Below are 25,507 nucleotides of genomic sequence, written 5' to 3'. Positions count from 1 at the left end.
GTCAAAGCATTGCTCATGTCACATCAGCATCCCTAGCATCAGGGGCACCTCATGCCCCCTGGAAGGACGTCTCATGGCCACTCCCACTCCCCCGCCCCCGGGCAGTCTCCAGACTTCGTCGCAGTCGGAGAACCAGAAGGGCCACACCGCCCTCGGCACCGTCAAGTCGGGCATCGAGAGGTCGCAGCAGGAGGTCCAGACCACCATGTCCGCGCTGATGACGGCGTACGGAGGCCAGGACGGCGGCGCGTTCCAGAAGCTGCTCTCGGACTGGAACGGCCAGGTGGACCTCATCAAGAAGAACATCGGCGACATGATGACCAAGCTGGAGCAGACCGGCCTGGCCCAGAAGGGCCTCCAGGCGCAGACGACGGACATCATCACCGGCAGCGGTGCGTCGAACAACGTCTTCGACCAGCTGACCTGACGGACCGGCACTTCGGTGCCCACCCTTCTCCGCCGCCCGGCTCCCCCTCTCCCCGCAGGAGTTCGCCATGACCACTCCGTACGACCACTCCAACAAGACCGACGGCATCATCCACGTCGAGTACAAGTCCGTGGACCAGGCCGCCGAGGACATGCGTATGCAGACGCAGCGCATCAAGAGCCTCGTCACCGCCCTCAACGAGGAGCTCGCGGGCCTGCGGGGCGCCTGGCAGGGCGCGGACGCGTCCACGTACGGGGGTCTGCAGAACCAGTGGAACAGCGCCACGGAGCAGCTGGGTCAGGTGCTGACGAAGCACAGTGCGACCCTGAACGAGATTTCGGACCTGTACCGCAAGCACGAGAACCGGAACGCACAGGAGTGGGGGAACGTCCGCATCGGCGGGTGATCCCGCGTCCCGCCCGCTCCCGTCCCACCTCTTGCGCGCTCCCTCTCCCCGTGCCTGATTGCGAGATGACATGGCGTCCCCCACCGATCTGTCGCACCTGGACATCCCCACCCTCAGGAAGTTCATCGACAACGACATAGAGTCGATCATCACCCTGCTGAAAGCGCTGGACGAGGACAGCAACCAGGACGGGTACAGGATCACCGCACTGAAATACCTCGGCCCTCAAATGGCCAATCTCGAAGTCGGCCTCAGCAGCCACACGCTCCAACTGGGCAAGCTGGGCGCGGAGAAGGCGACGCCGATTGACGCAAGCCCGTTGGTGGCTTATCTCAAGGGTTCCTCGACAGAGCAGGGAACCGTCATCAAGAACCAGCTGAAGCTCTTCCAGGACATCAAGAGGAACATGAATGCCGTGCTGGAGAAGATGAAGAAGAACCAGGCGGACAGCCTGACGAAGATCAAGAGTCAGGAATTCCTGAACGACCTGCGTGATGTGGACGGGGACCTCGCTCCCCAGAAGCCCTGACCCCTTCCGCACCCCCCTTCCACTCTCGACGCAATTGCCTGTCGTACAAGGAGAGTTCTGCTCGTGGCCGCTGATTCAAAATGGGAATCCGTCGTCAAGCAAATCACCGGTTTCGACGGCGGCACCCGGGAAAATGTCGCGGCCGTGGGCGGGGCGGACGCCGCGGTCGGGAACGGCAGCGAGTGGATGCAGGTCAAGGTGGAAAAGGTCATCAAGGTGGCCGTAGCTGACGACCGGAACACCGCGGGCGACGTCGATACGGCCGGTAAGCACGAACGAGTCATACAGTTCTACGGCCCGCCGAGCGGACAGGCGGGCACGACCCTTGTCGTCTACAAGGCGACCATCTCCCTCCCTTGGAGCTCCTCCACCGGCGCCGACTGGAGCGACGCCGGAAATGCGGGAGTCTACGACTGGGGCTACGGGAAAGCGCTGGAAACCCTGAGGGACACCTACACCAGTCAGGGCTTCGGAAGCGGGTACCCTCACCACAAGGCCGTCACCGAAGCAGACGCGATAAATCTCAAGAACTTCAGCCCGATGGCCGAGGCATTCAATCGGGTCGTCGATTACTTCTCCGCCAAATCCATCGATCTCGAACAATGGGTGAAGCAACTCGACGGAGAGTTCTCGGCCTACCAGGGCAATGGTGCGGACGTCTTCCGTGACCTCGTCGACGCGGTGAGCCTCGGCTACAAGGACTTCCTCACTCTGATCGCTCCTGAATCGGGTGTGGTCGCACCCGGGGGCGGCAGGGCCTTCAAGAGCAACAGCACCTTCAAGTCGAGGTCCGCGGTCGGAGACAGACTCATCGACGGGGAACTCGCCATCTGGACGGCTGTCGACAGGCTGGCCACGGCCTGGGGAGGCTGGCAATCAGGTCAGGAACCAGCAATAAAGGCAGTCGTCGACAGCAAGTACGCGAATCCTGCTTTCCGACCGGCGAACGTATGGCTTGGCACCTCCCATCTCGACGCCCTGCTCAATGAGTTGGCGGACTGGCTGAACAAGAACAACATCAGCAAGATGTGGCAGCATTTCGGCAACAACAAGACGGGGGAGGGATTTCTCTACCAGCATCCCGTCTACGGGAACCTCACCGTCGAGGGCGACTGGAAGAACATATCCACTCTCGCGTGCAGCAACTGGCTCGCCACCCTCGGTCCTCTCGACGTGACCTCGGAAAAGGTCATGACGGATCTCAACGAAGCCTTGTACAACCTGAATTCGGGCGGTTCCGCCTTCCCCTTCAAGGCCGGCGTCAACAGCCTCAAGGAGGCCAACGCCGTCGATGAAGCGGGCAAGGCCAAGGCCGAGGCCGAGAAGGAGAAGGCGGATGCCAAGAAGGAGCTGGACCAGCAGAAGGAGGAGATGAAGAAGGAGAAGGAGGACGCCAAGAAGGAGATGGAGGACCTCAAGGAGAAGGGCGGCGGCGGAACCGGTGACATCAAGCCTCCCCCGCTCGACCCGAACAAGATCGGCGGCAACGAGTTCGGCGGCGGTGGCGCAGGCGGCGGTGCGGGCGGCACCGGCGGGCTCGACGGCAAGAAGCCTCCGACCGGTCAGACGCCCCCGCCTCTCGGCCTCAACGGCATCGGCGGCAACAACGGCGACGGTCTGAACGGCGGCGGCGCCGGCAACACCACCAAGCTCCCCGACGGGTCCCTCTCCACCAAGAACCCCGACGGTTCCACGACCATCACCCACCCGGACGGGCGCAAGGAGATCGTGCCTCCTGGCATTCTCCCGCCGCCTCCCCTCAACCCCAATGGAGTGGGCGGCGGTTGGGGCGGCGGCGCCGGGACAGGCACCGGTGGCACACCGGTCAAGACGGTCAAGGGCCCCGACGGCAGTACGACCGCGTACAACTCCGACGGCTCGCGCACCACCACCCACAAGGACGGCACGACCACCACCGTCAGCCCGGACGGCACCTCCGTCACGAACAACCCCGACGGCTCGAAGACGGTCCTGAACAAGGACGGCAGCGAGACCATCACGTACCAGGACGGTACGAAGACCACGGTCAAGCCGGACGGCTCGACCGTCACGCAGTACCCCGACGGCTCGTCGACGAAGCTCGCCCCGAACGGCACGCTCACCACCACCGACGCGCAGGGCAACAGCACCACCAGCCACCCGCAGCCCGGCTCGACCGTGAAGAACCCGGACGGTTCGTCCACGGTGTACGGCAAGGACGGCGCGACCACCACCACGCACGAGGACGGCACGAAGACCACCGTGGCGGCCAACGGCACCGTCACCACGGTCGACCCGGACGGCACGAAGACCGTCTCGCACCTGGGCAAGGGCACGTCGACCATCACGTACGCCGACGGTTCCGTCGCCCAGGTGGGCCCGGACGGCACCGTCTCGACGACGTACAAGGACGGCAGCACCACCAAGCTCGGCCCGGACGGCACGTACACCACCACCGACGCCGACGGGCACAAGAAGACCGAGCACCTGAACACCACGGGCGGCCCGGGCACTCCGCAGACCACCCACAACCCGGACGGCTCGACCACCACGAAGTACCCGGACGGCACCGTCGACAAGCAGCTCAAGAACGGCGGCCACCAGATCACCTACCCGGACGGGCGGACGGTCACCACCGACGTGTACGGCCGGACGACCGGTGGCACGGGCGGTGCGGGCGGCGGAGGCGGACTCGGCCCCAACAAGATCGGCGGCGGCTCGGGCGGCTTCGACTACTACGACTACCCGGACGGCAAGAACGGCAAGTCGCCGCTGGGCGGCGGTGGTTACGGCGGCGGGGGCGGGGACACCGGCAGCCAGAACCCCCGGATTCCGCTGAACCCGCTCGGCGGGCAGGGACTGACCCCGGGCGGACCGGGCGGTGCCGGAGGGGCGCCGGGAGCGGGCCTGGCCGGGGAGCGCGCCCGGGCGGTGGCCGCGGGCGAGGCGAACGCCGCACGCCAGGGCAGGGCGGCTCAACTCGCCGCCGAGGAGGCCGCGTTGGCGCGACGGCCCAGCACCAGCTCGAACGGCGGCATGCCGATGATGCCCCCGATGGGCGGCGGCATGGGCGGCGGGGGCGCCAACACCCAGAGCGACGAGCGGGAGCGGTCCACCTGGGTGAGCGAGGACGAGGAGACCTGGGGCACCGACGAGGGCGGCGTCTCGGCGGTGATCGGCCGCTGAGCCGCCCCACACCCTCCACAGCACACTCCACCGCTCCACCACTCCACCCGGCATCGACGAATACGGCGGAACAAGACATGAGCAACCCGATGGAAGAGCAACTGGCGGCAGCACTGGCCGAGTTCGAGGAGACCCGGGCGAAGCTGCGCGACGCGGGAGCCGCGGCGGCCAGGATCTCGGCGACCGTCACGGCCAAGGACCGCTCGGTGGAGGCCACGGTGGGCGCCCAGGGCGAGCTGACCCAGCTGCGCTTCCCCACCGCCCGCTACCGGACCATGCCCCCGGCGCAGCTCGCCGACGTGCTCATGGCCACGATCAGCGCGGCGAGGGCTCAGGCCGCTGAGCAACTCGCCGACGTCTACCGGCCGTTCGGGCCGATACCCGGCATGTCGGCGGACGCCGAGGGTGGCTTCCAGGAGCTGGACTGGGACGCGCTGTTCGCGCCGATGCGCGAGGAGGGCCTGCCGACGCCGCCGGTGAAGGCACCGCCGGCCAAGTCCTCGGGCGCACTGCTGGACGAACTGGTCGAGGACGAGGAAGACGGCGCCACGGGTGGCGTACGGGGCGGGGAGACCGGGCGATGAGCACGCTGGACGTCGACCCGGAGAAGCTCGGCAAGAGCAGCGCGGACCTGGACAAGGTCGCCGAGAAGATCAAGCTGATCAAGGAGGACTACATCGACAAGATCACCTCCTACCACGGGTGCTGGGGCGACGGCGAGTTCGGCGAGGCGTTCGCCAAGAAGTACCTGCCCGGTGTCGACGCCGCCCGGAAGGGCGTGAAGGAACTCAGCAGCGCGCTGGAAGGCAGCTCGCAGAGCCTGAAGGACGCGGCCAAGGACTTCAAGAACCAGCAGCAGCAGATCCTCGACGGGCTCGGCCAGCACGGCGGAAGCAGGCGCTGACCCGTGTCCCTTGAGTTCCCACCCGAATGTGCCTGGCTGTTCATGGCGTTGACCGGAGAGAAGCCGCCGAACGGCGACGAGGACAAGCTGTTCGCGCTTGCCGAGGTCCACAAGGACCTGCACGGCAAGCTGTCGAACGACCTCAAGCAGCAGATTTCCGAAGCCCTCGGCTTCACCAGGCAGAGTTTCGACGGGGACGCCGCCCAGATGTACCAGGCGGCGATGAAGAGCTTCATCGGCGAGGAGGGGCTCAGCTACTTCGACGCGGTCGCCGACCAGGCCAAACTGCTCGGCGATTACACCCGCAAGGGCGCCACCCAGCTCCAGTACACCAAGTACATGATCATCGCCCAGCTGGTGGAGCTGCTGGTCGAGGCGATCGTCGCGGCGGCACTGTCGTTCTTCTTCGGGGCGTCGATCCAGGCGTACCTGGCGAAGATGGCGATCACACGGTTCCTGATCCGCTCGTGGCTCGGGCGGATGGTCCTGACGCTGCTCATGCACCAGGTGATCAACGTGGGCATGGGCGTCGCCATGGACCTCCTCGTCCAGTGGTCGCAGCTCAACCAGGGCAGCAGGGACGAGTACGACGGTTCCCTCACCAAGAACGCGGCCCTGTCCGGGATGGTCCAGGGCCTGCTGGCCGGGCCGTTCCAGTTCCTGGGCAACAAGTTCGGCAAGGGCCTCGCCAACCTGTTCGGCAAGGACGGCGGCAAGAACCTCGGCAAGAAGATCGACGACGCCTTTCCGCCGCCGCCGGTACAGGGCCCGAAGGGGCCGAAGGGCGTCGGTCCCAAGCCGCCGAAGACCTTCGGCGACGACATCGCGAAGAACTTCAAGGACCACCTGCCCCGCACCTTCGGCCCCGGCGCGAAGCAGGCGGGTGACAAGTTCGTCCACTCGGTGGGCGAGTCCTTCAAGAAGCACCTGGGCGGCAACGAGGCCCGGGACGTCGGCCGCAAGTGGGCGCGGGAACTGCTGGAGAACACCGGGAAGAAGGACTTCCCGAAGACCCTGGGCAACACCCTCAAGCCGCTGGGCGACGTGGCGAACGGCCCACTGGGGAAGGTGCTCGGCCAGGGCGCGGCCGACGTACTCGGCAGCAACATCCTCCGGGCGGGCCTCAATCACACCGGCAAGGGCCTCTTCGAGGGCGCGCACGCGGCGGTCTCCGAAGGCATGTACAACCTGATCTTCAGCGACGAGCACTCCTTCAAGACCTCAGGACTGACCTTCGGCTCGGGCATGGTCGAAGGACGCGTCAGCAGCGGGATGGAGAGCCTGGGCGGGCAGCTCGGCAACAACCTGCGGAACTCGGTCCTGGAGGCAGGGCTGAAGCTGCCTGGCAGCGGGATGGAGTTCTCGGGCGGGGGCGGCTCCGCGGGAGCCGGGGCGGGCAGTGGTACGGGCGCGGGATCCGGTACGAGCGCCGGTGCGGGCCCCAACACGGCCAGTGATGGCGGGAGTTCGGGGTCGGGATCCGGCTCTGACTCCGACTCTGGCAGCGGGTCCGGCAACACGTCACTGCTCTCGTCCGACAACACCTCCACGGACAACCTCTCCCTGGATGGCGACGACAACGGTTCCGACACCTCGTCGCTCCACTCCAACGAGTCGAACGAGTCGAACGAGTCTGCGGACGGCTCGGAGTCAGGCAACTCCCCTGCGCAATCAGGGCCGTTGTACGACGACGAGGGCAACGAGCTGCTCGACGTGTCGGGGCCCTCCCGCGACGAGGACGGCAAGGTCGTCCCCGACTCCCAGGACGAGGACGCGCCGAACACGGCCCAGCCCTTCGCCGGCCAGCCGTCGCCCACGGGTCAGGGGGCCGCAGGGCCCTCGACGACCTCGGCGAGCGCGCCGTCCTCCTCAGCACCAGCGGCTTCGAGCTCCAACACACCGTCCAACACTTCGAGTTCGTCCAACTCGGCGGCCTCAAGCTCAACTTCGAACTCGACGTCGAACTCGAATTCGGCGAACTCCACGGACTCCAGCAGCCCGACAACGGGGCCGAGCACCACCTCGTCGGACACCACCTCGTCGGACACCACCTCCACGGAGAACTCCGGCGAGACGTCCTCCGGGCAGGACTCGCCCGCCCCGCTCCAGACCCTCTCCACCGACGACACCACTACCCAGGAACAGGAACAGGAACAGGGGCAGGAGCAGGAGCAGGAGCAGGGCCAGGAGCACGGGAAGAACCCCTCGCCGGAGCAGCAGTCCGAGCATCAGTCCGCACCGCAGACGCTCTCGCAGAACGAGACCGCGCCCGCCCCCTCATCCGCCGAGTCCCGCCTCGCACCGTCCGACGACTCCGCCGACACCACGCAGCCCCAGTCCACGCAATCCACACAGTCCACGGAATCCACGGAATCCACGGCCAACGTCCCCGCCTGGGCCAACAGCCAAGCACCGCTGTCCCCGTCGCACATCGTCGACATGAGCAGCCTCGACACCAACACCAACGAGAACGACGGCGGTCCCGGCCCGAGCAACTTCGCCCCGCCGCCTCCCCCTCCCCCGCCCCCGCATTCCCCGCTCTCCGCCGAGGTGCGGAGCTTCGGTCGGCAGACCGGCGAAGGCGTCAGCGGTGTCCATCTCGCCCCGATCCCTGACCGGGTGGCCACGGCCCTCCAGGGGCGGACGCTGACCGAGCTGGAGCGGATCGCCGGCCCCCTCACCGAGACACAGCGCGCCGGGGCCCGTGACCAGCTCGCCGTGCTGCTGTCCCCGCAGGCGCTCCAGGACAACCGTCTGATGCTGCTCAGCAGGGACGGTCACCGCGTCACCGTGGACGTCGACGGCACTCCGCGCGCCCTCGACGTACAGCTCCAGCTGGACCGGCCCAGGCCTTCCGCACAGTTCGGCGCCGGCAACCGCATGCCGCCGCACAACAACGAGCAGCGTCAGACCGCCGCGTTCGACAGCACGTCGACGGCCTCCACCACGGCCGTCCGTACCGTCTCCGTCAACCCGTTCTCGCACACCATCGGCGTGAGCGCGGGCCCGCTGACCGGTCTGCCCGCCACGCTCAGCTTCCAGCTCACCCACCAGCAGCGAAGCCTGTCGACGACCGTGAGCGGCACCGTCAACTCCACCAGCCTGCTGCGCAGTACGGAGCCGTCCAGCCCCTTCGACTTCACGGCGCTCGGCCGGGTGCGGGAGGCTTCGGCCACCCCGTTCGCGCCGCTCGCCCCGAACCCGGACGGCACCGCCTCACTCGGTACGGTGACCGCCTGGTTCCCCGAGCACCTGGCCACGCCCGGCTACGGCACGGAGACCGGTAACGTCTTCGCCGGCCTGAGTTCCACCGAGTTCAACACCCGCCTGGACGGTTCGCCGCTGTGGGTCATGGACTCGATGTCCGACCCCGGCAGTCTGCTGCGCGACGTACGGACCCGGTTCGACGAACAACTCGGCCTGCTCTCGCCCGAGTCGCTGGCAGCGGCGGAGAAGTTCTTCGGCGGCGAGTACCTGCTCGGGGCCCTCCCCCTGCAACGGAGCACGACCGACCCCGGCGGCTCCACCGGCACCTGGTCGCCGGTCCTGCTGGACGCGAGCGGCAACGCCGTCGGCCTGTTCCAGGTCACCGCACAGGTGGCCCCCCGCGCGGGCCAGGACATCAAGGTCGGTCCGAAGTACAGCCTGGAACGCTTCCTCGACCGGCAGTTGAAGTCCGACTCCCTGTCGAAGGTGTCCCGTGCGTACGGCGTCGAGGGCGGGCTCGGCGTGGCCCTCAACTCGAAGCCGGCCGAGTCGGACAAGTCGTTCCGGGACTTCCACCTGGGCGGCTCCGTACTGCCCAAGGGAACCGTCAGCCACCAGAAGGACCAGAGCCTGGGCGCGGGTGCCACGCACAGCGTGACGCACAACATCCGCACCAACGGCGGGCACGTGCTGACCCCGGCCAACGTGACGTACACCGTGGAGTTCATCGCGTCGGACGGGACCCGGGGCCAGTCCTGGGACGCGCCCGCCACGCCCGTACGGATCAGGACCCTCACCCCGGAGGCCGCACAGGGCACCACACCCGCGGCGGGCGCGCGGAAGCAGCCGCCCCGCGAGGTGGCGCAGCTGGACGGCATCGGGCTGTCCACCACCCCGCTGCGGGTGCACGGCGCGGGCGCCGGTCCGGTGCTCGACCAAGCACGCGCCTGGCTCCAGGAGAACGGCTATCTGCCGAAGCGGGGCGAGCAGGGCAGCCCGCTCATGGACCAGTCCCTGGTCAAGGCCCGGCTGGAGAACCTGCGCAAGCTCTCCCTGCTCGGCTCCCAGAACGGGCTCCTCGGCACCATGGACGAGCTGGTCGACGGCGGTCTCACCCTGCACTTCGGCAAGCCAGGACCCGGCGGCGGCGTGGAGCGCGCCCGGCTGCGCTTCACCCTGGACCGCGACACCTCCTCGGCCGTCGACCACCGCACCACGCTGAACGACGTCCACCTGCCCAACTCCAGCGGGATGTCCGTGCCCGGCACGAGTCAGCAGTCGTCCGGCACCACCTACGCCTTCCAGGCGGGCGGCGAGGTCACGGGACTCGCGCCCGGCAATCTCCGGGGCAGCTTCACCGCCGACTACAAGGGCGCCCGGCAGTCGACGGAGACGTCGACGGTCGGCGCGTCGGTCGCGCACTCGCAGTTCGTCCTGACGACCAATCAGACGACCGAGGTCTTCCGGATCCCGGCCGTGTTCGGCGTGGAGATCACCAGCGTCACAGGCCACGCCAGCGTCACCGGCACCGCCAACGGGGCCGCCACCACCAACGGGGCCGACACCTCGTTCACCTCGCACGGTCAGGAGGTCTTCGTCGACCTCGCCGTACCGGAGAAGCGCACCGGGACGCCCGAGGGTCCGTACGCGTACGGACCCGCCCAGCTCCAGCCCGCCGGCACCCCGCTGCCCGCCGCCAACGAGACCTTCCTGCTGCCCGACAGCTCCCTCGTCGACGTCATCCGGGGCAGTAGGACGCTGTACGAGGCGGTCGACTCGATCCTGTCGGAGCTCTCCGCACCCCCGGCCTCCGACCAGGACTCCGCACCGCACCAGAACTCCGTACCGCAGCCGTCGTCGTCCATGCCGGGCTCGTTCCCGGGCATGAACACGTTCCCGGGCATGAACAGGGACGACATCGCGCTGGACAACCGGGCCACCACCAGCGCCGTCGGTCAGGGCCTGCCGACCACCGCACCCCGCCCGGAAGGCACCGCCACAGCCCCCGCGTCGTCGAGTTGGTGGACGGCCGCCGCGGACACCGCGAAGTCCGTCGTCGACTCCGTCATCCACCTGGGCACGGTGGTCCAGCAGACCGTGTCCGGCGGCGACCGCTCCGACCAGGGGCTGCTGCTGCACGAGGCGCTGCACGCGCAGTTGGCCCCGGCCGCCCTGATGTCGCGGGCGCACCAGATGGTGAAGGGGCAGTTCGTCATCGACGACCTGTTCGTGCCGGGGGTGCTGGCGGGCACCGACCTGGTGGTCGAGGTGCGGGCCGTGCTCACCAATCCGCAGAGCCTGGGCACGGTACGGCAGTACGGCGAGACGGACCTGGGCGCCACCGACAGCGCCTCCCACCAGGTCACCGAGGCCACCTCGCACGAGGGCGGCCCCGGCATCACCATGAAGTACGGCAAGAGCCGGGCCGAGGTCGAGGCCGCCGCCGCGCAGCCCGCGTCCACCGATCCGGCCGCGCCCAAGTCTGCGCCACCCGCCACGGGCGGCGCGGGCGCCAAGGGCGTCTACGGGCGGGGAAGCAGCAGCTCGGCGACGACGTCCGCGACGACGAGCATGACGCGGGTGCCGTCCGAGAGCGGCGAGCAGCACCGGATCAGTGCGGACATCACCTACGAGGTGACCGTCCACCGGGGGCACCGGCGGCCCTCCCCGGGGAACCGGAGCGCGGACTCCGTGACCCGTACGGTGCATGTGGAGGGCGGCATCACGTTCCTCGCCACCGCCGACCAACTGCGGCGCAGCGGAACGATGCTGGGGTACATCGCGGGAGCCGACACCGACACGACGCGCCCCACCGACGTCCGGCTGCCGTACCGCTTCGTCCAGCACGGTGCGCTCGGACTGGCGGCGGTGCTGGAGGCCACCCCACTGGCAACACCGCTGCCCACGCCGGTGAACCCGGCCACCGCGCCGCAGCCGACCGCGACAGCTCCGGCGCCGGCCACGACAGGGCAGGACACGACGGCCCCGTCCTCGCCCGCGCCCGTCCAGCAGGAGCCCGTCCAGACCCCGCCCACCGCCAACGAAGACCCTCGGCGGCCCGATCTCCTGCGCGAGCGGCTCACCGCCCTGGTGACCGAGCACGCGCCGGGCAGTCTCACCCCCGGCCACCGCGACTACGTGCCGGGGCTGCGCCAGCGCATCGCCGACTACACCTCGCCCGCCGCTCTCGGCGCGCTGCCGGGCCGTGGCAGCGACGGGCGGCTGACCTTCACCTTCCCGTACACGGGCGGCCTGGCCGGACTGACCACGCGGAACATCACCGTGTCGGTGCACGGCCGGCCCGCCTGGAACCCGGCCGAACTCTCGTACGTGCGTGGCCGCAGGTCGGGACCGGGTGCGGCGGTGGAGAACTTCTCCGCGCACTCCCCCGCGAACGTCACCGAGTCCACGAGCCGCACCACCCGCTGGGGCTTCACCGTGCCGGGCACGCTCACCGTGCCGACGTCGGGCGAGTCCTCCCGCAAGCTGGCCGTCGCCCCCTCCGTGAGCGGCTCGACGACCCGCACCGACAGTGTGAGTACGAGCCGTACCGCCGAGGACCGGGTGTGGCAACGCACCGAGGGCGGCAACGAGTTCACCCTCGGGTACCTCTTCGACGCCGAGCTGCGCTTCGACGGCGACGACACCGTGCACCGGCTGGCGGAGCCCGTCGACGGGCGGGTCACCCTGCGGTTCGCCGGTGACCCCGAGCAGGCTCAGGCGTCCTTGGCCGGGCGTGACGACCTGACGTACGGGGTGAGCGAGCAGGACCCGCGGACCTCGCGCCCCCTCAACGCGGAGACGCCGCTGCGACCGACCGGCAACGAGGTCGCGTACGCACTCAGCAATCAGCAGGAACTGCTCACCGTCATCGAGGAGTTGGCCCCCGCTCTCGCCGAGAAGGGCCTCACGTCCGGCACTTCCACCGACGGCGCGGCGGTCAGGCTGACCGAGCTGCTGCACGGCGGCAGCATCACCGTGGACCCGGTGCGCGCGGCGGCCGGTGCGGGCGGCGCCCTCACCGGAACCTCGACCCACCCCCAAGTCACCCTGTCCACCGAGGTGTTCCGCCCCCGGCCGATCTCCGACACCAGGGGCGTGGCGGTCGACCGGGTGCGGGTGACGGGCTTCAGTACGACCTCCGGCTCCTCGACGTCCCGCAGCGGCGCCTTCACCCTGGGCGTGTCCGGAACCCCGGATGCGAAGGGCGCCTTCACCTTCGGCGGTTCGGCGCCCGTCCTCTCGCACCAGTCCACCCCGGGCGGCCAGGGCGGCGGGGTGTCCGCGCTCGCCCGGCACTGGGAGAAGACCGGCACCCCGGGCGCGCCCGAGGCCGGCACGGGGCTGCGTACGTACGAGGTAGAGGTCGACACCGTCACCACGGTGACCGGCCCGACAGGCGAGGTGCGGTACGCGACGGGCACCGCGGTGCTGCGGCTGCCCGAGCGCGACCTGCTGGGCCTCGGAGTGCTCCCCGAGGCGGACCGGGGCGACGGGGTGTGGGACCTGTCCGCCCCGGACGCCCGGAACCTCACCCCCTCCGCTCTCGCCGGCCTGATCACCGCAACCCCCTCCGTCGGCGGACTGCCGACGGGGGCCGTCCCGCAGCTGTGGCTGGACCTGGGGACGACCCCCACCCCCCAGGAGCGCGTCATGGCGCTCTACCGGGCACAGTCCGTGGCCGGGGCGAGCGGTCTGACGGTGGAGCTCGCGCTGCGCGACGGGGACGGAACCCGCGTCTGGACCCTGCGCCCGGACAGCTCCGTGTTCCCCGACGTCGACGGCGCACAGGCCCAACTCGACGCCGCACGGCAGCAGTTGCGCCTCTTCGAGGCCGAGCACGGCCCCCGCACCCCGGGCCCCGAACCGGACGCGGCGCTCCGGCGGGCCACCGACCTCCGTACCGCCGCCGAGAGCGACCTGCTCGGGGCACAGCTGGCGCACACCGAGCAGAGCACCCTGGTGGCCGGCCTCGACCGGACCGAGACCGACGCACGCGCCGCCCTCGCGAGCGCCACCCGCATGCTGGAGTCCACCCGCGACCGGCTCGCCACGGCGGGCCCCGACCGGGTCGAGTCGCTGACCCGGCGCGAGTCCATGCTGCTCGACGCGCGGGACCCGCTGGAGCGGGACGTCAGGGCGTACGAGAATCTGCGCACGGCCGAACGGACCAGGAACGACGCACGGACCTTGCTGGAGCTTCGGGTGCGCGAGGAGGCCGCCGCCCGGCTGGACCTCCAGTGGCACGAGGCGCGGCAGAACCGCGACAGGGCGAACGACCACCACATCGCGGCCAACGTGGAGCTGCTCACCCTCGGCCGCAGGGTCGCCGAGGCGCACCGCGCCGACGGCGCTCAGGTCCCCGGCCTCCCGGTGCCGCCGCCCGCCGACCCGACCGCCCAGTCACTGGCCTCGCTGACTCCCGAGTGGCCTGCGCCGAGGGCTCCTCGGGCTCCGGGCGACTCGGTGCCCGCGCCCGGCACGACCGGCTCGCGCACGGCGGGCGGACGGGCGGAGAATCCGGTACTGCCGCACGAGGTGGCGGCCTTCCGCGCGACAACGACCGCCGCCGTGCACACGGAGCGCTTCGACCCGAAGCTGGTGCAGTCGCGGCGTGCCGGGGGACGGCTCGACGGTTCCATGACGCTGATCCGCAATCACGTCCGGCGGGTGCGGACGGACGACGGGCGGACGGTCCGGCAGTTCTACGTGACCCTCCCGTTCAGGCTCGCCGACGGGCTGACCCGGGTGGACCTGGCCGCGCTGCACGCCCGGGTGCGGTCCACGTTGGACACGTACGTCAACACCGGTTACCGGCTGCCGGATTCGGGCGACCAGCTGCACGTGACGGCCGAGTTCCTGGAGTCGTCCGCACACAGCGAGGCGGTAACGCTGTCCCGGTCGGACGGCACGCCGCCGCGCGCCGACCAGCGCACCTGGGACGTCGGGCACAGCGATGCCGTGCTCACCCACGAGATCCTGCACTACCTGGGCCTCGCGGACGAGTACTCCGAGACGAAGCCCAGGACCGGACCCGACACCCGGCACCTGTTCCGGCGCGCCCCCGACGCTTCCGGGGTGCGGCAGGAGGGTCTGATGGTGCGTACCGACGAGGAGTCGCTGCGTACGCTGCCACAGGACTATCTCCGTACGATCGAGCAGGTCAGCCAACATGCGGTGATCCCGCTGCACACGGTGTCCACGAACGTGCCCGGCTCCGGGGTTCCGCGCCTCGCGGGATCGGACGCCGACTCGGACGACCGGCCGACCAGTTCGGCACCGCCCGGCTGGAGCAGGCCGCTGTCGGAGTACGTACGGAGCTTCGGCACCGCGAACTTCCCCGGCGTCGGCATGGAGCACTTCGAGCCGCTTTCCCCGGCCACCATGACCGGGTTGCAGCAGAGCGTCATGGCGGCGCTGGGCACCGGGCCGGACGAGGCGGACGGGCAGACCGTACGGGAGACGCTGGAGCGCGAGCTGGGGCCCTCCGCGCTGGACTCGCGGATGCCGTACCTGCTCAGCGAGCACGGGCACCGGCTCACCGTGCCGCTGTCCGCAGGACCGCGCAGCATCACCCTGCGGCTCGCGCTCTCCGACCCCCGGACGTCCTCGCGCCACGGGGCATACGCCGCGGAGGACCCCCAGCGGCGCATCGAGAAGCGGGCCACCAGCTCCCTCGACAACAGTTCGGCGTCCGGGTCGGTCAATCCGCGTACGCTGCCGATCCCGCTGACCGGCAACCTCCTCACCTCACTCACCCCCTTCTACACCGGCACCGCCATCAGTCCCGCCCTGACGGTGACGCACAACCAGCGGGCCTTCAGCGCCACCACCGCCGAGAGCGTCGCCCAGACGCAGGCGATGCGCAACAACACCCCTTCGCACCCGGTCGAGTTCACGGCCGTGTGGCAGGTGGGCCAGGACTCGACGCGGCCCGGCCCTGACCAGCGGCAGACGCCTGTGCGCTCATCGCTCGTCGTGCAGTTCCCCGACCGGGTGGCGACCGTGTCCGAAACCGCCGAGCAGACCCACGAAACACAGTCCCAAGAAGCGCAGATCCAAGAAGCGCAGGCGCAGGAAACCGTCGTGCCGGCGCCGCACGCCGACCTCGACGACCTACCGCTGTGGGCCGTGGACTCCCTGCGGGACCCGGGGTTCGTGAGCCGCCACGCGGAAGCGGTCCCGACCCTCCGCGACTTCCTGGAGACGCTCTCCGACCAGTCGCGTGCCGAGGTCGCCACCCTGTTCGGCGAGGCCAACCTGCGGGGCGGGCTCCCGGTCCAGCGGCTGCACCAGGCACCGGCGTACGAGCCTCGGGCCGGGCACACCGACGGCACGGGAACCCCCGGCGGCCGACGCCTCGTGGACGGCGGCCGCGGCGGCCAGTACAGCCCGCGCCTCTACACCCCGGGCGGCGAAGTCATGGGCGTGCTGCGCCTCACCGCCGACCTGCGACCGGACCCGAACGGCACCCGCTCCTCGCTCTCGGGCGACTTCTTCCTGGAAAGCCATCTCACCCGTACGGTGAAGCTGGACACCCAGCTGAAGGTCACCTCGGGGCTCGGCCTCGACGTGGCCGTGAACCCTTCCTTCCTGATCAACTCCACCCTCTGGAGCAAGGTTTCGAGCGCGGTGGCGGGTGCCGGACTCGGCTTCGGCGGCAAGGGTGGCGCGAAGCGCGCCTGGACCCACGGACACGGTTCGGGCGGCTCCGCCATGGTCAACCACACGCTGCGCACCGTCAGGGCGCACCAGACCGTGCCCTACCTCGCCTCGTACACCGTGCACCTCATCGACCGGCACGGGCAGAGCCGGCCCTTCCCCCTGCCGGGGGACACGTCGCTGCGGCTGCGGATGCTGCCGCAGGACCGGGCCGTGTCCCCCGCATCGGGCTCCCGGCGCCCCCCGCCCGAGCTGGACCGGCTCCACGGCGTCGGGGTGTCGGCCACCCCGCTGCGCGTCGACGGTACGGATCACCTCTTCGACCGGGCCGAGCAGTGGCTGCGCCAGGAGGGCTTCCTGCCGCCCGCCCACCACCTCTCCTCCGACGGGCCCCGGACTCTCGGCCAACTGCTGGACAGGGCGCGGCTGTTGACGTCCGACCTGCTCAGCCGTCCGGACGAGGCGACGCGCGCGGCGCAGCTCGCCAACCTGCGGCTGTTCGAGCAGAAGCGGTCGCAGCTCGGGCTGCGGGCGGCGCTCGACGACATGGCGGGCGACGCGCACCGCACCTGGCTCACCCTGCCCGGGGGCCTGACCAGGGGCGAGCGCCGGGTGGAGCTGGCACTGTCGGCGCTGCGGCGCGAAGGTGACCACTCGACCCACGAGCGGTCCCTCGCGGACGTCGAGACCATCAACATGGTGGCGCTGTCACTGCCCGGCACCGAGCAGCGGGCGGCGACCACGGCCGCGAGCCTGGGCGGCGGCCCTTCCCTGTCGGGCCCCACGCTCTCCCGCACGCCCGGCGCGCCCTCGACCGGGGTCGCCCCCAGCGCCACGGTCGCGGGCAACTACCAGTTCACCCGGACGTTCAACCGCTGGGGCGCCACCGTGACCAGTGGCAACGGGCTCGGCCACGACCAGCTGGTCCTGACCAGGAACGGCCCGACCGAGGTCTTCTCCATCCCCACGGACTACACGCTCTCGCTGTACGAAGGCACGGGCGAGCTCCCGGTCAGGTCCTACCGCTCGGCCCCTTCGCCGGCTCCGCCGGACTCGACGACGATCGCCATGGAGCCGACGCCCGCGGGCCGCGTACTGCTGGCCGTGCCGTCGGAGCGGACCCTCCCCACGGGCCCGCAGAACGCTCCGGTGGCGCACCCCGTGATCAGGGAGACCTCGCAGGACGACGCGGACTCGCTGGCCTTCGGTCCTGGCACCTCGCGGCTTCCCGACGACGCTTTCGTGGACCTCGTACGGGGTGCGAAGCAACTGCGTCAGGCCGTCACCGCCGGATTCCGCCAGCTCCTCGCCACGGACGAGAACGGGGGGCCCGAGGCGAACGGCCGCTCCGCCACGCCCTCTCCCGGCACCGCCCCCGCCACGGGCACCTCCTCCTGGAACCGGCTCGCCCGCGCCACCTTCGGCGGGCAGGTCGGCGACCGGGGCACCCCGCTGACCGAGCAACTGCACACGGCGCTGAACTCGACCCAACTCGCGGCGCGCGCACACCAGTTGTTCAAGGGAAGTTACGTCATCGAGGGCCTGGTGCTGCCCGGCATGACGGCCGACACCGAGTACTCCGTACAGATCCAGGCGTACGCGGGTCCGGTCCGTACGCTGACCGGCGCAGACATCAACGCCCAGTACATCGAGACCGGGACCAACACCTCCCGTTCGCGCGCCTTCCAGCGCACCGTGGGCGACGCCGACGAACACAGCGGCGGCCTCACCACGACGCTGGCGAAGTTCCCGCGCATCCAGCCGTCGGGGGGCTACTCGTACACCTCGCGCCAGGACCGGACCACTGGCCTGACGACGAGCACCACCGTCACGCGGACGCCCGCCGAGTCGATGCCGCTGCGCCGGCTGGAGTCGGACGCGACCTTCGTGGTGACCATCCGCAGCGGTCACCGCAACCTCTTCCTGAACGCCGCCCCTGAGGCACTGCAGAACCTGGCAGGGCTCGCCCCGCGGGAGTTCCGGGTGACGGTCCAGGTGCCCGGCGGCCTTCAGTACCTCACCACACCGGACCAGTTGAGGCGGAACAACGAGTTCTTCGCCGACGGCATCGAGGGACTGGAGATCCCGGCCCCCCTCCCGCCGACGACCCGGGCCTTCCCGGAGTCACTGCGGGACGGGCGCGGCTTCGGGGTGGGCGCGGTGCTCAACGCCGTGCCGCTGAGCGCCCGTCCGGAAGGCCACCCGACGAACGGCGACGCCCGCGAGCGGGTACCCGACACGGCCGTACGCGACCGGTTCGGCTCGCTCATGAGCGACCTGGTGGAGCGGGCGGCGCCCGGTCTGCTGACGCCCGGCGACTCGTTCAGCCCCGGCGCGCGCGAGCGCATCCACGGGCTGAGCTCGACGGCAGGCATGCGGGCGCTCCCCTCGCGGGGGCAGGACGATCCGATCCGCCACCAGTTCGTTCACGTGCGGAACGGAACGGTCAAGCTGGTGGAGTTGTCGGTCCACGCGAGCCCCTTCACCGACCTGGCACAGCTCAGGGGCAAGGAGGCGACCGGAGGGTCGGGGCAGGAGAACGTCTTCGCCCACTCGCCGGGAAACACCCAGGTCTCCGCGTCGAATTCGGTGCAGCACAGCGTCAACGCCACCATCGGCACCAGTTACGAACGCCAGATGGTCGGCGCGCACACCGATGTGACGACCCCGAAGGCGATGCACAGCTCGACGCGTGCGGTGAGCACCGCTTCGGGTACGTCCAGCGACCAGCGCTACTGGCTGCGCACGGACAACGCGGTCGAATACACGGCCGAATACGACTACCACGTGGAGGTCCGTACCCACACGCTCCCCTTCTCACCGAGTGAGCTGCCGTCCCTGCTGGGCCGGTCGCTGCTGCACCTCACCGGGCTCGACTCGCTGCGGCAGTGGGCGGACCGGGCCGACCCGGAGACGGGCCGGGGCTCGGTGCCGGTGCGGGTGGATCTCCGGCTGACCGGCACGGACGTGCACGAGGCCGAGTCGCGGCTGGCTCCGGCGCTGGAGCCGACGCGCGAGCGGCCGGCCGGGCTGCCACGGTCGATGATCGTGTCCGGGCCGGTGACGGTGCACCGGTTCACCGGGCTCGACCAGCTGCGCACAGCGTTGGCCGAGGTGGCGCCGGAGCTCGTGGCGCGGGGCGTGGTGCCGCCGCGTGCGGACGCCGACGTCCGCACGGACGGCACGGACGGCACGGAGGCGGGGGACCGGGCAGCGGTGCAGTTCACCGAACTCGCCCGGGCCACCGCGCTCGGGGCGCTCGACGCGACGCGGCTCAGCGAGGTCGCTCTGGCCGCGCTCTTCGACGGCACCCTGTCGACGCACTCCGCGGCCCTGGGGCCCGTGTCCGTGTCCGTCCAGCTCCACAACCCCTCGTTGCTCTCCCCCACCGGCGCTCTGGCGATGGACCGGGTGCTCATCCAGGCCACCTCGGGCACTTCGTCGGCGGCCCGGTCGAGCGCGACCGCCCTCACCCTCCAGACCAAGTACGACCTGAACGAGTCGAAGACCGCCTCGTTCGGCCCGAACGTGCCGCTCCTCCAGACCCAGACCCAGCAGCCCGGTTCCGCCGACGCACACACGGCCACCACTCGCGACTGGAAGCGGCAGGGGGTCACGTCGCAACCGGCCGGCGCACGCACCTGGCAGACGCACCTGGCGACGGCCACCACGCTGATCACGGTGTCGGGCCCGTCGGGCGAGGTGCGCCACGTGCGGGGATCCGCCCTGATACGGGTGCAGGAACGCGACCTGCTGGGTCTCGGCGTGCTGCCGTTCCGGGTCACCGATCACGTCTTCGACGTCACGAGATGGCTCTTGGACCAGCCGTCGCACACCGAGCGCCCCCGGAACGAACTGGCGCAGGACCTGGCGCACCACATCTCGACGGCCGAACCGAACGTGCCGGGTGCGGAACTGTGGCTCGACGTGCGCGACGGAGCGCCCGCCAGGACCGGGACCCCGGACGAGGACACCGCGCGGGAGCGCGAGCGCCTCTTCGCGGATCAGGTGGCGCAGTTCCTCAACCGGCCCGTCGAGCTCAACCTGTTGACCTCGGCCGGCGTCGTACCGACCCTCCACACGCCCACCCAGGCCGAGGCCACGAACGAGCAGGCCGACACCACCCAGGACGGCGACGACCACCGGTCGCCGGAGGAACTGCGGGCCGAGGCGGAGGCGGCCCTGCTGCACCAGCAGGAGTCCGAACGACTGTTGCGCGAGGCCGAACGGGCTGAGGCGGCGGCACGTCAGGCACTGGCCCAACGCCTCGAAGAAGAAGCCGCACAGGCCGAACAGCGGCGCCTGGCAGCGGAACTGGAGCGGCAGCGCGGGGCGGAACAGGCGGAGCAGCAGCGCCTGGCCGAACAGGCCCAGCAGCAGCGCCTGGCCGAACAGGCCGAGCAGCAGCGTCTGGCGGAACAGGCCCAGCAGGCTGAGCAGCAACGCCTCGCCGAACAGACCGAAGAGGCCCAGCAGCAGCGCCAGGCCGAGGAAGCCGAGCACCATGCCGAGCAACAACGCCTCGCCGACGAGGCCAAGCGCCAGGCCGAGCAGCAACGCCTCGCCGAACAGACCGAAGAGGCCGAGCAGCAGCATCTGGCGGAACAGGCCCAGCAGGCTGAGCAGCAACGCCTCGCCGACGAGGTCGATCAGGCCGCCCGTGCCGAACGTGCCGCCGCGGCCGAACTCCGGCAGAGGGCCGAGCAGGCAGCGCTTCGGCGCCAGGCCGAACAGTCGACGGTAGCCGCAGGCGAGGCCCGCCGGGCCGAGGAGGCGGCTCAACAGCGCCAGGCCGAAGAAGCCGCACGCCGGGCCGAACACCATGACCGGGCGGAGAAGGCCGCGCGGGCCGCCGAACAGCGCCTGGCCGCACAGACGCGCGAGGCCGAGCGCCGGGCAGCCGCCCCGCCCCGCCTGGTGACCGCCGAGGACGACCGTATGAACGCCGTGCACCGGCTCGTGGTGGGAGACACCACCGGCACGGAGGCCGAGGCCAGAATCCGGGCCTGGTCCGACTACCAGAGCGCGCTCGTCGCCGTCGCCGTGGCGCAGCAGCAGGTCACGCGGGTCACGCCGCCGTCGGGACAGGGTTCCTCACGGGGACCTACCGTCGCGCAGCAGTCCGCCGACCGGCAGCTCACCGACGCACGCGGTGAACTGACCCGCTCGGAAGCCGCTTTGCGCGCCCGCAACATCCTCCCGGACGCCATGGCCAAGCTCGTCGAGTTCGCCAACAGGGCCGCGGACAGAGCCTCCGGCAGACAGCGCGGTGGTCTGCGCGGCGGCTCCCAGGCACCCGGCGGCTCCTCGAACCTGATGGACCTGGACACCGACATGGACATGGCAATGGACACGGACACGCCGATGTCCGCAGCCCCCGTCCAGACCCAGTCCCAGGCTCAGGCCCAGTCCCAAACACCGCAGGCGGCTGCCGCGCAGAGCTCCGCCACGATGGACCTCGACACCCCGCTGCCGAGCCGGCCGGACCGCCCGTGGGCCGCACCCACCCCCGTCACGAATCCGCACGAGCAGACCTACGTCAACCAGGCGTTCCAGGACCTGCTGAGCACCGATCGGACCCCGTCCGGCAACCCCTTGCTGTCCGGCAACGAATACCTCAACTGGGTCACCAGGAGCGTCGACGAGAAGCACCCGATCTCCTACGTCGTCAACTCCATGGTCAGTGCCAGGGAACTGGCGGAGAATCCGGGCAAGTTGCAGGCGTTCCTGGACTCGGTCACCAAGGACCTGACCGGTTTCCACGGGCGGGTCGCCGTGGTGGTGGGCGTCAACAGCACCGTCCAGACGCGGCCCACCAACCCGCAGCTGCCACCGGTGCCGATGACCCCTCGACAGCAGCGGAAGGCCATCCGGGACGCCGAACAGGCCGCCGAGGCCGTCCGGCAGGAGTATCTGAGGATCCACACCGCCATCACGGCAGCTGCGCAACACGCTCAGTTCGCCTTCCCGCTGGCACTGGTTCCCACCGTCATCGGGCAGCAGAAGACCCAGGGGTTCCAGTACGGCAAGGCCCGCAACGCCGTACTGACCAGCGAGGCCAACCGCCAGGTGATACGCACCATGATGGCCTCGGAGAAGCACCCGTACCTCTCCTTCATGGACTTCGACCAGTACCCGCACATCACTCCGCGCGGAAAGCACATCTTCAACTACTTCGAATCGCGTCTCACCGATGGCCCTCTCGGCCAAGACCCGGCGCACTTCCGCCCCTTGATGATGTCCGGTGGATATCGGCTGCCCACTCCGGGCGACCTCATGGCAATGGAGGGCGCACGGGCCGAAACACGGAAGAACTTCGACAAGGAACTGAAGAAGAAATGGGGTGACGACGTGCAGAAGGAGATCGATGAAGCGAGCCTTCTCAGACTTCTGGAATCTGCGCCCGGAACCCTGTCGCCCACGGATCGAAGCGACCGGAAAACCCTGCTGAAGAAGGTTGCGGGAAACCTCAAGGACGATCAGAAGAACCTCTTCCTGGCCCTCAGCAAGCGGAATCCGGGGGCGCACAAGACAGCGGACGAACAGAGCGCCGAAGCCATTCTCGCCCCCAGGGTCGCGTCGGTGAACGAACAGCGGAGCAGGGACCAGGCACAGCTCGGCCATCTGCTCGCGAGGCCCGCTGCCGAACGGTGGGCGGGGGCGGGCAGGCCCCTCGAAACGCTGCTCAGGAGGAAGGGGGCCTGGCTCAACCGGACGTTCGGCGAGGAAGCCGCCCTGGACGAGCTTGCCGCCGCCTACCTCGTGGGCGCCGGCCGGGCTGCCATCGAGCACGACATGCGGACCCGCGACAGACTGGCGATGACCCACCCGCTACTCCCCTACTCCCCGGAGCCGAACCTCTTCGTGGACGCTGCCGCCACGCTCCTGGTGACCGGTCTGGCATTCCCGATTCAATTCAGCGAGGGCACGTCGGAATTCCGTGGCCTCGGAGAATCCCTGAACCTGCTGGGGGCCTGGGAGCTTTCCCAGCGCCTCCCTCTCGTGAAGACCGGGGAGCATTCCGCGGATCCACGGGATCCCGTCACGTTCGCCAACGACCAGAAAAACCTCCGGAAGATGGACGCCGCCCATCGCGTCCTGCCGCTGCGCGGACCGGCATACGTCGCCGAGTTCCAGAACGCCTCGATCGAGACCGACCTCTCCCGTCTGGTGGGCGGACTGATGGCAACAGGCAGCCTGCCGCAGAGCCATCTGAAGCTCACGAACGTGCTGAGCCGAATGTTCCACACGGACTTCGCCGGGAAAGCGCAGAACCTGGTCGAGAAGCAAATTCGGGGGAACCGCAAGGGAGTGAGTTTCGCGGCCTTCCTGGAGAATTGGACAAAGGCCGCCTACCACGACAACGGGTCCCTCCTCGTGGCGATTCCCGAGACCAACCTCAGCAACAGCGTGAAGCAGCAACTCGGTACGTTCCGGCAGGTCGGCACCCACGACGTGCAGTGGCCCGTCCACCATGCGAAGAGCCCGGTGCACTGGGACAGCAACGTCCCGGACCCGGCGACCCGGGCCACCAGGGAGGCGGAGCACCAGGAGGCGACGCTCCGCAGGAGGCAGGAGTGGGAGAACACCCCCGACGTCGTCAAGTACCCGGAGGCGCACCGGAATCCGCATCTCGGAGTCGGCCAGCCGGTGACGATGGCGATCGCCATGAAGGTGCCCGACGACCTCCCCGACGGCTTTCCCCTCAACGACACGGACGGCGTGTGGTTCGGTCTCGACCCGTCACAGGTCGCGCTGTTCGCCGAGGCGCTCACCCTCAGCTCCGACGAGCACACGCTGCTGCGACACCTCAGGTACTTCGCCCACGAGTACCTGCCCGGATTCGCCGAGGACCACCAACACCAACCCAAGAGCACGCTCCAGCCCCCGAAGGGCTCTCTCTTCGCCGCGCTCCAGGCGACCAGCCTCCCCAACGCCACGGCCGGCGAGAACGCCCTGACCACCATGCTGAACAACCTCTATGCCCTGGTGGACGCGAGGAGGCAGAGCGCCGACGACCTCAAGAACCTGGTGCGGTTGCGGGAACTGACCACGGGTGCGCTCGCGACGGGCATGCAGGTCCAGGAGTTCTTCACCAGGCTGTCCACCGGCGCCCTCCACCCGAACGTCAAGACGTCGACGGGCTCGGTGAGCGTGAGATCGACCCCGTTCACCGAATTCCGCGTTCCCGGCAACGAGTTCGGCCTCGACGCCGCTGCCGTCTTCCTGCTGACCCAGTACGCCAGGGCACTGGAGGTGAGCATCCACGTCACCGCCCCGAACGGCATACAGCAGCTGATCAGGCCGCCCGGTATCGGCAGCCACTCCCGCCTGCTGCTCACCTGGGAAGTCCTGGAGGAGGTGGCACCCCACTTGGACCTGTGGGGCAACCCCGTCCGGCCCGTGGCCCCGGGGGCGGTCACGCCCGTTCCCCCGGGACAGATCCAGGAGATCCCCGTCACGCCCGAGATCCCTGGGTCCACGAGGCACCTCGGGAGCTGGCGGGCGAGGTTCGAGTACGAGACGTACCGCGACGGCGGCAGGAGGCCCGACGACTCCGACTCCGATGGTGACGAACCCAGGAAGGGCAGGGGCGGGGAAGGCCCCAGCGACCCGAAGCGAGCCAGGAACCACCGGGACGGCCAGAAGAACCGGGAGGCACAGAGGGGCCGTGAGAGCCAGGAGGACCCGCAGAAGCAGGAGTTCGCCCCGCCGACCCTGCGCCGGGGCGCCACCGAGATCGCCGACATCCTGGCGGGCACGGGCTTCGGTGGTTCGACGGGGAGCTCCGCCCCTCGGCACGGCGGACCGGGTTCGAGTTCCCACCGTGACGGACCGGGCTCCGGTTCCCTCGACGCGCGGGAGGGCTCGTGACCACATCCTCCCGGCCGACCGTCGTCTCCACCGAGGAGTTGGTGGCACGGGTCGCCCTCGCCGAGCGGGAAACCCTGTTCCGCAGGGAGCAACTGCGCCTCGCCACGCGGGAGGTGGAGCGGACCAGTCGCGCCGTCGAACGGTTCGGGGCGCGGGACGCGCAGGACGAGGAACACCCGGCGTCCGGGGCTGCCACGGCCCCCGCGCCCGCTTCCGCCCTCTCCGACCGCGCCCTCGACATACTCACCGGCGGAACCACCTCCCGTACCACCAACCCCAAGAGCACCGCATGACCATGCAGAAGCTATGGTCAACGTCACACCCCAGCACCAC

The 25,507-nt window shown here is 70.0% G+C and carries 8 protein-coding genes; all 8 read left to right on the top strand.

Annotated features, from left to right (window positions below):
- The first annotated feature begins 73 nt into the window (after window positions 1–73).
- Window positions 74–427, top strand: coding sequence for a hypothetical protein (locus ACH4SP_RS10665; RefSeq protein WP_398412797.1), 354 nt, complete (start codon window positions 74–76; stop codon window positions 425–427).
- A 67-nt stretch (window positions 428–494) separates the two neighbouring features.
- Entirely contained in the window at window positions 495–833 is a 339-nt protein-coding gene (locus tag ACH4SP_RS10660) for a WXG100 family type VII secretion target (RefSeq protein WP_398412795.1), read from the top strand.
- 70 nt (window positions 834–903) lie between these two features.
- A complete protein-coding gene (locus ACH4SP_RS10655) occupies window positions 904–1,362 on the top strand; it encodes a type VII secretion system-associated protein (protein ID WP_398412792.1) in 459 nt (152 codons plus the stop codon).
- Window positions 1,363–1,425: 63 nt separating this feature from the next.
- Window positions 1,426–4,527, top strand: coding sequence for an AAWKG family protein (locus tag ACH4SP_RS10650; protein ID WP_398412790.1), 3,102 nt, complete (start codon window positions 1,426–1,428; stop codon window positions 4,525–4,527).
- A 77-nt stretch (window positions 4,528–4,604) separates the two neighbouring features.
- Complete coding sequence (locus ACH4SP_RS10645; RefSeq protein WP_398412788.1) at window positions 4,605–5,111, top strand: YbaB/EbfC family nucleoid-associated protein; 507 nt, start codon at window positions 4,605–4,607, stop codon at window positions 5,109–5,111.
- Complete coding sequence (locus tag ACH4SP_RS10640) at window positions 5,108–5,431, top strand: WXG100 family type VII secretion target (protein ID WP_398412785.1); 324 nt, start codon at window positions 5,108–5,110, stop codon at window positions 5,429–5,431. The genes ACH4SP_RS10645 and ACH4SP_RS10640 overlap by 4 nt, the downstream gene beginning before the upstream one ends.
- Window positions 5,432–5,473: 42 nt before the next feature.
- Window positions 5,474–25,174, top strand: coding sequence for a hypothetical protein (locus ACH4SP_RS10635; protein WP_398412783.1), 19,701 nt, complete (start codon window positions 5,474–5,476; stop codon window positions 25,172–25,174).
- Window positions 25,171–25,467 carry a hypothetical protein gene (locus ACH4SP_RS10630; RefSeq protein WP_398412781.1) on the top strand — a complete coding sequence of 99 codons (297 nt, stop codon included), beginning with the start codon at window positions 25,171–25,173 and terminating at the stop codon, window positions 25,465–25,467. The genes ACH4SP_RS10635 and ACH4SP_RS10630 overlap by 4 nt, the downstream gene beginning before the upstream one ends.
- The last annotated feature ends 40 nt before the right edge of the window (window positions 25,468–25,507 follow it).

Source organism: Streptomyces sp. NPDC021093 (genome assembly GCF_044333135.1).
GTDB lineage: Bacteria > Actinomycetota > Actinomycetes > Streptomycetales > Streptomycetaceae > Streptomyces.
This window is presented reverse-complemented; position numbering and strand designations above follow the sequence as displayed.